Here is a 12492-nt window from a genome sequence, read left to right on the forward strand (position 1 = left end):
TTATGAATTATGAATTATGAATTATGAATTATGAATTATGAATTATGAATTATGAATTATGAATTATGAATTATGAATTATGAATTATGAATTATCCGTGTTAAACAACTCATCACTTATCATTCATCACTTATAACTTATAACTGATCCAGCGCTTTACGATTATGATCTTTGGCTTTTTTAAATTCTGTAGGTGTAAATCCTGTATTGTTTTTGAACTGTGTCGAAAGATGTTGAACACTTTTGTATCCGAGTTTTCCTGCAATTTCGGTTAATGTGAATTCGTTGTAGAGGAGGAGTTCTTTTACTTTTTCAATTTTTTGAAGTATAAAATATTGTTCTAAAGTAAAATTTTCATTTTGAGAAAAATTCTTAGAAAGCGCAGAATAATCTTTATGCAAATTATTGCTTAAAAACTCAGAAAGAACAAAGTTTTCGCTAATATCCAAATCCGATATTTTTTGAATGATAAATGTTTTTATTCTATCATTCAATTGATGTGCGGAATCTTTAATTCTTTCAAACCCAAGACCTTTTAAATTGGTTTCCAAAAGTGATAACTCATCATTCGAAATAGAATTTTTCGTATTTACTTCACCTAATTTAATATCATCGATTGGAATTTCTAATTGATTAAAAACTCCTTCAACCGCTGATATACAACGATTGCAGACCATATTTTTGATGAAGATTTGCATAGTTTTAGTAGAAAATTGAGATGATAAAGTTAAGGAATAGAATCTAATTTGGTAAATAAATTAAAACTAATGTCGCTAGAACTAAAATAAGTTGTATATTTGCACCCGAATTACATAATAATCATTAAACAATATTGGAATGTATTTAACAGCAGAAAAGAAAGCGGAAATTTTCGCAAAGCATGGTAAGTCAGCTACAGATACTGGTAGCGCAGAAGGACAAATTGCATTGTTCACTTACAGAATTAATCATTTATCTCAACACCTTAAAGCTAATCACAAAGATTACAACACAGAGCGTTCTCTAGTGATGTTGGTAGGTAAGAGAAAAAGATTATTAGATTATCTTAAGAAAGTTGAGATCGCAAGATATAGAGCGATTATCGCTGAACTTGGAATTAGAAAATAATTTCTTGCTAAGAAAAAACATAAAGCAACTCCTAAAGAGTTGCTTTTTTGTTGATATTTAGTTTTAATAAGAATCTTTAAATTTGCAAATAGAAAAATAAGAAGCATGAAATTAACGGATGAAAATCAAGAAAAACTAAGCGCTTTAGAGAATATTGCTAACGGCATTATGTGGTGGATTGGGTCTATACCGTCTTTGGTTGTGCATACTATTTTCTTTATTTTATGTTTCGCATTACCGATAATTGGTCTTGTAGATTGGGATCACATGTTGTTGGTATTAACAACTTTATTGTCGTTAGAAGCGATTTATTTAGCGATTTTTATTCAGATGTCAGTTAATAAAAGTAGTGAACACATTGAGGTTCTGAGGGAAGATGTAGAAGAAATTCAGGAAGATATCGACGAAATCCAAGAAGATATTGAAGAGATTAGTGAAGATATCGAGGAGATTAGCGAAGATATAGAAGATATCAGTGAAGACATCGAGGAGATTAATGAAGATATCGACGAAATCCAAGAAGATATTGAGGAAATTAATGAAGATGAAGAAGACGAAGATCACGGCGAACGTGCTAGAACAGTCATGTTAAAAAGTAAAGTCTCATCTAATCGTTACGAAATAAAACAATTGAGAGATAAAATTTCGGAACTTGAAAGTCTCATCGACAGAATTAAAGAAAAGGAAAAAGAAGAAGGCGAGTAGGTCTTCTTTTTTTGTTTAATAAGGAAGGTTTGTATTAAAAGACTCGCTACTCAAAATTAATACAAACGAGTATTTTATAGCCAAAAAAATTACCTAACAAACCGATTGCATTTAGAGTGGTTTGTTAGGTAATTGCTATAGATAATCAAATATCTCTATGGATTGCTTATGAGACGTGTTAAGCTTTATTCAGTTTGCTATGTTTTCTACCATAAGTAAAATAAATTACTAAACCGATTGCGAACCAAAGTCCGAACCAAAACCAGTTGTTATGTGTCATTCCTGTTAGTAAATAAAGACAAGAACTTAAGCCTACAAGCGGAATTAAAGATAGATTTTTGCTAAAAGCTAAATAGCAAAGCACAAAATTTAATATAATATAAATGGTCATTGACAGTCGGAATTCGCCTTCAATCGGATCGCCCCAATTGAGCAAAGTATGGAAAAAATCGGGCTGCCAAAAGTAGAAGAATATCAATCCACCAAGGAAAACAATTGGGAAAATATACTTCGAATTAATGTACGGCATGTGGAATCTTCCTTTGATTTTTTCTTTCGGTGGAAGCGTTAAAACACCAGCACAAACCAGTACAAATGCGAAAATCGTCCCAATACTTGTGAAGTCAAGAATGAAGGTTTTGTCGGTGAAAAAAATCGGAATTCCAACCACGATACCCGTTACAATTGTTGCAAAAGAGGGTACTTTATTTTTGCTGTGTACTTCTTGGAATTTTTTCGGAATCAAACCATCGCGACTCATTGCCATCCAGATTCTTGGTTGTCCCATTTGGAATACCAAAAGCACCGTTGTGATCGCAACAATCGCAATTAAAGCCACGACAAATTCCATCCATGGGATGTTAAGATTTTCTTTTTGAAATACAAATGCCAACGGATCGCCAACACCATCAAATTTTCTATAATCCACTAATCCTGTTAATGTTAAGGTTAAAACAATATAAATAGCAGTACAAAGTCCTAACGAAATCATCATTCCTCGCGGTAAGTCACGTTGCGGATTTTTAGTTTCTTCTGATAAAACACTCAACGCATCGAATCCGATATATGCGAAAAATACACCACTAACAGCACTCATAACACCAGAAAAACCATTAGGCATCATGCTTTTGACACCTTCGTTATTGGTTGGGAACCAATTGCCTGTATTAACATAGGCGACACCAACTGCGATTACCAAAAGGATTACGAATAGTTTTAATAATACAAAAAAGTTATTGAAATTCTTACTTTCTTTTATCCCTTGATAACAAAGCCAAGTGATAATGCCGTTGATCATCAAAGCTGGTAAATCGAAAATAACTTTAAGGTTTCCTATAACTGGAGCAGTATTCCATGCATTGATAAGTTCTTTATTGAGAGATCCACCAGCAACAGCTTTTTTGGCTTCGGTGTAGCTACAGGTCAAATAATCAGGAATATGGATGCCAATTCGACTCATGAAACTTGTGAAATAATCGGACCACGAAAACGCGACATAAATATTTCCAAAACTATATTCCATGATCAACGCCCAGCCAATAACCCAAGCGATTAATTCTCCAAAACTGGCGTAGGCATAGGTGTAAGCACTACCAGCTGTTGGTATTCTACTCGCAAATTCTGCGTAACAAATGGCTGTAAAAGCACAAGCAAATCCACAGATTAGATATAATATAATAACACCAGGACCGCCACGGAAAATCGCTTCGCCCAAACTGCTAAAACTCCCAGCACCGATGATGGCTGCAATCCCGAAAAATACGATGTCCCAAGTGCCCAAAACACGATTCAGTTGACCTTGATTAGGATCGGATGAATATTGTTTTCTTCTAAAAAGTGAATTCATTAATAGTCGTTTATTTTTGAAAATAAAAACAAATGTAACAAAATTTTGATAGGCTGTTAGCTTTATGTTAATAAACTTAAACTTTGTTAAAGTTCGATTTGTTCAGATATTTCAAGAATTAACTATTAAGTTTTTCTTTTTTAATTATAAAATCTTTTAAACATTGTTAAACAGAGAATTTGTCTTGTTTTTAAAAATAATTTGGATGAAGATTTTTTAGTTGGTTTTTGAGGATTTTTTATTTTTAGATTTTTGGAAATGTTTAACACAGAAAAAAGTGATTTTTTATTAAATTTTAATCATATAAAAAGCTTTTGTAAGTTGCTTAGATAATAAGTTTTCCTTATTTTCGTTACCTAACTAATAACATCAGTTTCAGCAAAAAAGTTTAAGACTTAGATGAATTCAAAAAAAATAATTCTTGCGTCGTTGATTTCTTTCTACGGAATCTCCCAAGCGCAACAATCAAAATACTTTAACGACAAAGAGGCTTATCGCTACAATCTAGCCGAAAACCTTTATCAATCAAAAATCTACGGCGCATCTCAGTACGAGTATGCTCGACAGTATTTTTATAACCAAACTTTGTCGGAGTCCAAAAAGGAAGCAGCTTTGTTTTTTAACCAAGTTATTTCGATGATTCTTCAACAAAATCATTCGGAAGAAGGTTTTGAAGCGTTTATGAAAGAATATCCCAATTCTTCATTTTTTGCGCAAGCTAATGGACCTTTGGCGGATTATTATCTAGCGAAGAAAGATTTCCCGAAAGCTTTGGAAACTTTGCAAAAGATTAATCAATACCAATTGAGTCAGGAAGAAAACACGCAATATATCATGAAGTTGGGTTATGCCAAATTTATGACTGGTGATTCTGCTGGCGCAATTGAGGCTTTGGAAGAGGCGCACAAAAATGCTTCTAACGAAAATGATAAAGCGGGAATGGCGTATATGTTGGGGCATTTGTATTATGCGAATCATGAGAGTGATAAGGCTTTCACGTATTTTGACCAAGTGAAATTCAATGAACAATATGCGGCTATGGTGCGTCCATATTACGTTCAGATGTATTTTAATAACAAAGATTATGATAAAGCGATTTCTGAAGCCAAAGATCTTTTAGCATCAGGAACTTCGTCGGCTTACGAAAACGAAATCCAAAAGATAATAGGAGAGAGCTACTTTATGAAAGGCGACTATCAGTCCGCTTATCCTTATCTTAAAAAATATATTGACCAATCGAGTAACGCCACGGAAAGTGATCTTTATGAAATGGGATTTGTTGCAGCTAAAGCTGGAAAGTCCGAAGAAGCAGTTAGTTATTATAACCAATTGATTAATAGTCAATCGCCATTGGCGCAGAATGCTTACTATCAATTAGGGAACGCTTATTTGCAAACCAACAAAAAGCAAGAAGCACTTTCTGCATACAAAAATGCAGCTGAAATGAAGTACGATGCTAAGCTTCAACAACTGGCTTTAGAGCAATATGCAAAATTGAGTTACGATATTGGAAATCCTTTTGAGACGGCGCCTAAAGTTATTCAGCGTTATATTGATAAATATCCAAATTCTCCAAAATCTTCAGAAATGAAGAATCTTTTGGTGAAATCTTATCTGTATTCTGGCAACTATCAAGAGACTTTAAATGTCTTAAAAAAGATGGATTCCAAAACGCCAGAAACTAACAAAATAGAGCAAGAAGTTGCTTATCTTTTAGGTACAGAAGAGTTTAATAAAGGTAATTATGACGCAGCAGAGCAATATTTTAAACAAAGTCTTCAATATAATTTAAATAAAGATTTCGCTAAAAAAGCAAGATATTGGTTAGGTCAAACTTACTATCAAAAATCAGATTATCGTTCCGCAATTATTGAATATTTAAAACTTGAAAACGAAACTGCCGAAAACTTCCCAGAGCGCGAACAATTGGATTACGATTTGGGTTATGCCTATTTTAAAAATAAAAACTTCGAGTCAGCTCAGGAGCATTTTAAAGAATATTTGAGATTCCCGAGACCCGAATTTAAGGCGGATGCAGAATTGCGTTTGGCGGACACTTACTACGCTGATAACAAGTTAAACGAAGCGATTGATATTTATAATAAAGCCGAAGGTGCAGCAGATTATGTGTTGTTCCAAAAGTCGATGGCTTTAGGTTTCAAAGGTGATACTGTTGCTAAAATTGTGGAGCTTAAAAAGTTGATTTCGTCTTATCCAAACAGCGATTACAAAGACGATGCGCAATACGAAATAGGAACTGCTTATACTGCAAATGACGATTTTGCAAATTCAAATTCTTATTTTGATCAAGTTATTAAATCGAGTTCGGACAAAGATTTAGTAGGAAATGCGCAGATCTATCGTGCCCAAAATTACATTGAACAAAATCAAATTGACAAAGCTTTAACAGAATTAAAACAACTTGGTACGCAATACAAAAATTCGGCTTATGCTGATAAAATTGTTGCGGCTTCGCGTCCAGCTTTTGTTAAAAATGGAGACGTTGCAGGTTACGAAAATTTTGCAAAAAGTCTTGGCGTTAATATTTCGAGCACCGAAAAAGATCAACTTAATTTGACCTTGGCGCAAGATAGTTATGCTAAAAAAGACTTTACAAAAGCTATTACTTATTACGAGAAATATCTAGCAAACGATCCGACAGGTTCTAGTTTTTATCAAGCGCAATACGAGTTGGGCGAAAGTTATTATCAAACTAAAAACTTGAGCAAAGCTTTGTTAATTCTGCAAAATGTTGCTGATTTCCAAAATGATTATCAGCAAGATGCGCAAGTTAGATTGGCGCAAATCTACATCAACCAGGGTAAATCTGCGGATGCACAAAAATATCTAGAAGCGGTTGCAACTTCTAACGATGCGAATATTAAAAACTTTGCGTCTTTAGAATTGATGAAAATTTATGCTGATAAAAAAGAGTTTTCGAAAGCGGAACAATATGCAGATATCGTTCTTAAAAATACTAAAAACTCTGCGGCAGTTTTGGAACAAGCCAAAATTGTAAAAGCGAGAGGCGCGATGCAAAATGGAAAAGATAAAGAGGCTCAGACGGCATTTGCAGCGTTAGAGAAATCTTCGAATCCGGCTGTTGCTGCGGAAGCACTTTATGCTAAAGCATTTTATCAAAATAAAGGAAAAGCTTTCAAAAGTAGTAACGAAACGATTTTCAAACTCGCAAACAATTACGCTTCCGAAGAATATTGGGGTGCAAAAGCTTTGGTGATCATGGCGAAAAATTATTTAGCCTTGAAAGACAATTATCAAGCATCTTATACTTGTGACCAAATTATCAATAACTATGGTGATTTCCCAGATGTTGTGGCTGAAGCAAAAGAGGTGAAAGCTCAAATTAAAAAGTAATACGAGAAGTCCCGAAGGGACGACTTAACAAAGAATAGGACGTAGTCCTATTATATTAAAACAAAGAAGAACGTCCCGAAGGGACGAATAACCATAGCCTAGGATGGAATCCTAGGGGAAAGAAGAGATAATTTAACAAAGAATAGGACGAAGTCCTATTATATTCAAAGAAAAAATGAATCACATCACAAAAATATTATCAGCAGCAGTTGTTGTATCATCGCCGTTTTTATTTGCACAAAAAGATTTGAGAACCTCAATTCAAGAGATTGTTAAAAACAAAAAAGCGAATATTGGTGTTGCAGTTTGGCATCTCGAAAAACAAGATACTTTGAGTGTTAATGGACATCGACATGTTCCTATGCAAAGTGTTTTCAAACTTCCGATTGGTTTAGCAATTTTAGATTTGGTGGATAAAGGAAAATTTAAAATCGATCAAAAAATTAAATTTACTAAAGAAGAATTGCTACCAAATACACATAGTCCGCTGCGTGATGCTAACCCAAATGGTGGCGAATTGACACTTCTTGAAATGATAAAATACACCGTAGCAAACAGCGATAATAATGGTTGTGATATTTTATTAGACAGAATTGGAGGCGTAGATGTTGTTCAAAAATACATGAACAGAATCGGAATTAAAGACTTCCAGATTGCTACCAATGAGCAAGAAATGCATGTCGTAACAGAACTTCAATATCAAAACTATTGGAACGCCAATTCTGCGAATGATCTTTTAGAAAAGCTTTATACAAAACCTATTTTAAAAGAAGCTTCAAAAAAAGAAATGATTAAGATTCTTGAAGAAACCAATACTGGCGTTAAGCGTCTAAAAGGTGAATTACCACAAGGGACTTTGGTGGCGCACAAAACAGGAACTTCCTACACCGATGCAACTGGAAAAACTGCGGCTACTAACGACGTTGGCGTTATTACTTTGCCTAATAAAGAACATGTTATTGTCAGTGTTTTTGTGAGCGATTCTTACGAGAAGGAAGCTACTAATGAGAAAATTATCGCTGATATTGCAAAGGCGAGTTTCGATTATTACTCGAAATAAAATTTAGAAATAAAACTCAAAATTAATTAAAAAACCGAAAATAAATTATTAGAAAATACATTTACTAAAGACGATTATTCGATTTTTTAATCATTTAAAATAAAAAATGAACAAACTAAAATACATAGCAGTTATTGCATTTTTGAGCGGATTCGGAAGCCAAAATTCTTTTGCACAGCTTAAGGAAGAAAAATTGGTTTTGGATAGAAAGCGTGAGCCAGAAGTTAAACGTATCGAAAAAAAGAAAACTTCGGTGCAACAAGAGAAAAATTATCCACCAGAAGCCAAAGCTAATGAAGTTGTAAAGTACGATGTAACGGACGTTCCGCCAGTTTCGGATTTTAAAACTTCGGAAATCCAAGCGGAAGATATTTCTCCAAAATTCGATTTCGAAAAGCAAAATAACTATTTCCAGATTGGTTATGGCAATTATGGGAAATTCTTGGCTGATGCTAATATTTCGGGAAAAGTTAATGATAATGTGGAAGTTGGTGCCGATGTTCATTATTTGTCGACAAGCGGCTTGAAGAAAGAATATGATTGGTCTTCTAAACAAAGTCAATTGGGCGCTGGTTTGTTCCTTAATGCTTACACCGAAACTGGAAAATTCAATATTGATGCTAATTTCGGAATGGATAAGTATAATTATTATGGAATTTATGCGTTAACGCCGAACGCTGATGTTGATTTGGAACAGAAAGTTAATCGTTTCAAAATCAATGCGTTTTATGATCATTATTCTAATGAATATCTTAATAATGTTCGTGTAAAATCGTCAATTCTTAGCGATCATTTCGATTCTAAAGAAACACAAGCCGAAGTTTTAGCAAATCTTTCTATGCACGATGTTGACGTGTATACAGATACAAAAATGAATGCTGATTTGGGCGTTGGTTTAGATTTGGTGAATTCTAAATTCGGAATTTTGGATAAGAATGAAAGCAATTTGTTTAATTTTAATTTAGGTCCAAAGTTGACGTTTTATAAAGGGAATTCTTATTTAACGATTGGTTCCGATTTCTCATTTTTTAATCAAAAACATGAAAGTTTAGTTTTAGAACAAGAAAAAAATAGCAAATTTTATTGGTTTCCAAAAGCTGAATTACAAATCTCTGCAACCGATCAATTCAAGTTTTTTGGAGGTGTTGAAGGTGGTTTAAAACTAAATTCTTACAATCAATTATTAGAGGAAAATCCTTACATGATTTCGGATTTATACTTAAAACCAACCGAAACAAAATACCGAATTTATGTTGGAATAAAGGGCGATGTAGACCAAACTTTGAAGTATAACATTAGCGCTGGATTTAGCAAACAGAATGACATTTTGTTCTTCAATAACAATAGTTTGATCGATCCAACGATGGCAGACACGCGCAAAGCTTATGATTTTGCAAATACTTTTGGAGCCATCTATGACAATGGAACAACCAGCGAAGTTAAAGCAAGCGTACAGTTTTTTCCTTTAGAGAATTTAGTTTTGGATGGCGAATTTCAGTTCGTGAAATATAAACTGGATAATCTTAAAGAAACCTATTACAAACCTTTGGTACAAACAACTTTCGGTGCGAAATATTCTATGCTAGGGAAGAAGTTAAATCTTGGTTTTAAAGGGATTTTTGTAACGGATAGAACGGCTAACAGCTACGAATTGACAGAAAATATGGCGACGTATCCAACGACTTATGATATTAAAGAAAATGAAAATCAGAAAGTTGGCGGTTATGTTGATCTAAACTTGTCTGCGGAATATAAAGTCCACAAAAATTTCAGTATTTTCGTGCTCGGAAATAACCTTCTAAACACGAAGTATCAGACATTCTATGGATACAAAGTTTTAGGCGCTCAAGTTATGGGAGGTGTTAAAATTTCTTTTTAAATAAAACGCTTTTAAAAAATTTTAAAAATATCGGCTGCGTAGTTCAACTGGATAGAATATCAGATTTCGGCTCTGAGGGTTGGGGGTTCGAATCCCTCCGCGGTCACAAGAAAACATCTTAGAAATAGGATGTTTTTTTGTTATTAACGAGTTTTTTTAAATGCTAGCGAATATTAAGTTTTCAAGATGAGACCTGCTTTAGTTTTTATTATTTAGCTGTTGACTTAAAGAGAATCAATATGCTTTTAAATCTTGTGTTTAATAATAATTTAGACTAGAAAAAAATATGTAATACAGGAGTTACTATCGAATATTTTTTATTTAAATAAATTATCTTACCTTGCATTTATTATGATGTCAAAACGTTGCAAATATGCTTTAAAAGCAATGGTCAGGTTAGCTAGAAATTACAATCAAGGCTTTCTGTCTACTTCTGTTATTGCACAAGATGAGAACATTCCAAAGAAATTTTTAGAGCAAATCCTTCTCGAACTTAAAAGGGTTAAACTTGTCAATAGTAAACAAGGTAAAGCAGGCGGCTATTACCTGCTAAAATCTCCTGATGATGTATCTCTAGCTGATATTTACCGTATTTTCGACGGTCCTATTGCGCTCACCTCGTGCGCTTCGTTAAATTTTTATGAGGCATGTGATGATTGTGTAGATGAAGCCGTTTGTTATTTGAGAAAAGAATTAATGATCGTTCGTGAAAAGACTAGAAAAAGCATGATGGAGGCTACTCTAACTAAGTTTATTAATTAAAATTATATTTTTTTTATTTAAATTCTACTATTTTGATGGGAGTTATAGAATTAATATATATATTTGCAGCAATTAATTCATAAATCAATGGAAGATAGTCTGAAAATTGAATTCGAAAAACTTAATAAAGTGCTTGTAGGAGAGTCTTCTCCAACCGATTTTTTACAAAGCTTGATAGAAAAATTTCCAAATGAAGTTGTTTTCTCTACTAGCTTTAGCTACGAGGATCAGGTGATTACACATTTGATAAAAGATTTAAATATAGAAATATTCACACTGGATACAGGAAGGCTTTTTGGACAAACCTACCAAACCTGGACATCCACAAAGGCTTTCTTTCAAAAAAACATTAAGGCATATTATCCTGATACAGATGAACTAAAAGAATTTGTAACAGAAAATGGTCCTGATTCTTTTTATCAATCTGTAGAAAAAAGAATGACTTGTTGCAACATACGAAAGTTACATCCTTTAAGAAAAGCATTGCAAGGGAATAAAGTATGGGTAACAGGCCTTAGATCAGAACATTCTGCCAACAGACAAAATGTGCCTCAATTGGAGTGGGATCCAGACAATAAGATTATAAAATTTCATCCAATACTTCATTGGACTTCGGAGCAGGTGATAGCGTATGTAAAGAAACATCATTTGCCATACAATCATCTTCATAAAATGGGATTTGTAAGCATTGGCTGCGAACCATGTACCAGAGCGATCAAAGAAGGAGAAGATTTCAGAGCTGGACGTTGGTGGTGGGAAGAAGCCAACAAAAAAGAATGCGGTCTACATATTCATCAATAAAAAATAGAAAAAAATGTCAATACATAAGTTTAATTATTTAGATCAGTTAGAAGCCGAATCTATATATATATTAAGAGAAGTTGCAGGTCAATTTGAGCGCCCTGCCTTATTATTCAGTGGAGGAAAAGATAGTATTGTACTGGCTCATCTGGCTAACAAAGCATTCTTCCACGGGAAGATCCCGTTTAGCTTTGTTCATGTAGATACAGGACATAATTTTCCGGAAGTTTTAGATTTTCGTGATCAATTGGTAAAACAATTAGATGTAAATCTAGCTGTTAGGAAAGTCGAAGACACAATAAAAAGTAGAAAATTAACCGAGGCTAAAGGTAAATTTCCTAGTAGAAATTGGCTACAGACTTATACACTTCTTGATACAATTGAAGAGTTTGAATTCGATGCCTGTATCGGAGGAGCTAGAAGAGATGAGGAAAAAGCCCGTGCAAAGGAAAGAATATTTTCTGTCCGTGATGAGTTTGGACAATGGGATCCTAAACTTCAACGTCCAGAATTGTGGAATATCTTCAATGGAAAAATTCACAAAGGAGAAAATGTGAGAGTCTTTCCTATCAGTAACTGGACTGAGCTTGATATTTGGAATTATATCCGCAGAGAGAAAATTGCACTTCCTTCCATTTATTTTTCGCATGAAAGAGAAGTGATCGACTTTGATGGACAGTGGCTTGCTAACTCCCCACATATTTTGTTGGAGCCAGAGGATATTATCACCACAAAAAAAATACGCTATCGTACCGTAGGAGATATGACATGCACTGCGGCTGTAGAATCTAATGCTGTAAGCATTGATGCTGTAATTGACGAAATAATGGCCACCAGAATTTCAGAAAGGGGAGAAACCAGAATTGACGACAGAGTCACCGAAGCTGCAATGGAGGACAGAAAAAAAGGAGGTTATTTTTAATTAATCATAAAAAATAATTGATGCGCGACCTCACA

General features: G+C 33.9%; 10 protein-coding genes and 1 tRNA gene. 9 read left to right on the forward strand and 2 right to left on the reverse strand.

Going from position 1 to position 12492, the window contains the following annotated elements:
- Positions 1-137 precede the first annotated feature (137 nt).
- Complete coding sequence (locus B5X62_RS12950) at positions 138-698, reverse strand: helix-turn-helix domain-containing protein (RefSeq protein WP_079667865.1); 561 nt, start codon at positions 696-698, stop codon at positions 138-140.
- Positions 699-837: 139 nt separating this feature from the next.
- On the opposite strand from B5X62_RS12950, the gene rpsO reads away from it, so the two are divergent.
- Together rpsO and B5X62_RS12960 are read left to right on the forward strand one after the other, a co-directional pair.
- On the forward strand, positions 838-1107 hold the full coding sequence (gene rpsO, locus B5X62_RS12955) for a 30S ribosomal protein S15 (RefSeq protein WP_079667866.1): 270 nt from the start codon (positions 838-840) through the stop codon (positions 1105-1107).
- A 105-nt stretch (positions 1108-1212) separates the two neighbouring features.
- Positions 1213-1812, forward strand: coding sequence for a DUF1003 domain-containing protein (locus tag B5X62_RS12960; protein ID WP_079667867.1), 600 nt, complete (start codon positions 1213-1215; stop codon positions 1810-1812).
- A 178-nt stretch (positions 1813-1990) separates the two neighbouring features.
- Here the strand turns inward: B5X62_RS12960 and B5X62_RS12965 are convergent, their stop codons facing one another.
- On the reverse strand, positions 1991-3658 hold the full coding sequence (locus B5X62_RS12965) for an APC family permease (RefSeq protein ID WP_079667868.1): 1668 nt from the start codon (positions 3656-3658) through the stop codon (positions 1991-1993).
- Positions 3659-4057: 399 nt separating this feature from the next.
- Between B5X62_RS12965 and B5X62_RS12970 the strand changes: the two genes are divergently transcribed.
- The 7 genes from B5X62_RS12970 to cysD all read left to right on the forward strand — a co-directional run bounded on the left by B5X62_RS12970 (position 4058) and on the right by cysD (position 12457).
- The gene (locus tag B5X62_RS12970; protein ID WP_079667869.1) at positions 4058-7033 is read left to right on the forward strand and encodes a tetratricopeptide repeat protein; all 2976 of its coding nucleotides are present in this window, start codon (positions 4058-4060) and stop codon (positions 7031-7033) included.
- Between the two features lie 175 nt (positions 7034-7208).
- Positions 7209-8093, forward strand: coding sequence for a class A beta-lactamase, subclass A2 (gene bla / locus B5X62_RS12975; RefSeq protein WP_079667870.1), 885 nt, complete (start codon positions 7209-7211; stop codon positions 8091-8093).
- A 106-nt stretch (positions 8094-8199) separates the two neighbouring features.
- Positions 8200-9972, forward strand: a complete 1773-nt coding sequence (locus B5X62_RS12980) for a porin family protein (protein ID WP_079667871.1) — start codon at positions 8200-8202, stop codon at positions 9970-9972.
- Positions 9973-10004: 32 nt separating this feature from the next.
- A tRNA-Arg gene (locus tag B5X62_RS12985) sits at positions 10005-10078 on the forward strand.
- Between the two features lie 245 nt (positions 10079-10323).
- A complete protein-coding gene (locus B5X62_RS12990) occupies positions 10324-10734 on the forward strand; it encodes an RrF2 family transcriptional regulator (protein WP_079667872.1) in 411 nt (136 codons plus the stop codon).
- Positions 10735-10821: 87 nt separating this feature from the next.
- Positions 10822-11535 (forward strand): phosphoadenylyl-sulfate reductase, encoded by a 714-nt coding sequence (locus B5X62_RS12995; RefSeq protein ID WP_079667873.1) that lies wholly within the window; start codon positions 10822-10824, stop codon positions 11533-11535.
- Positions 11536-11548: 13 nt separating this feature from the next.
- Positions 11549-12457 (forward strand): sulfate adenylyltransferase subunit CysD, encoded by a 909-nt coding sequence (gene cysD / locus B5X62_RS13000; protein ID WP_079667874.1) that lies wholly within the window; start codon positions 11549-11551, stop codon positions 12455-12457.
- Positions 12458-12492: the final 35 nt, after the last annotated feature.

It is taken from the genome of Soonwooa buanensis, from assembly GCF_900167905.1.
Taxonomy (GTDB): domain Bacteria; phylum Bacteroidota; class Bacteroidia; order Flavobacteriales; family Weeksellaceae; genus Soonwooa; species Soonwooa buanensis.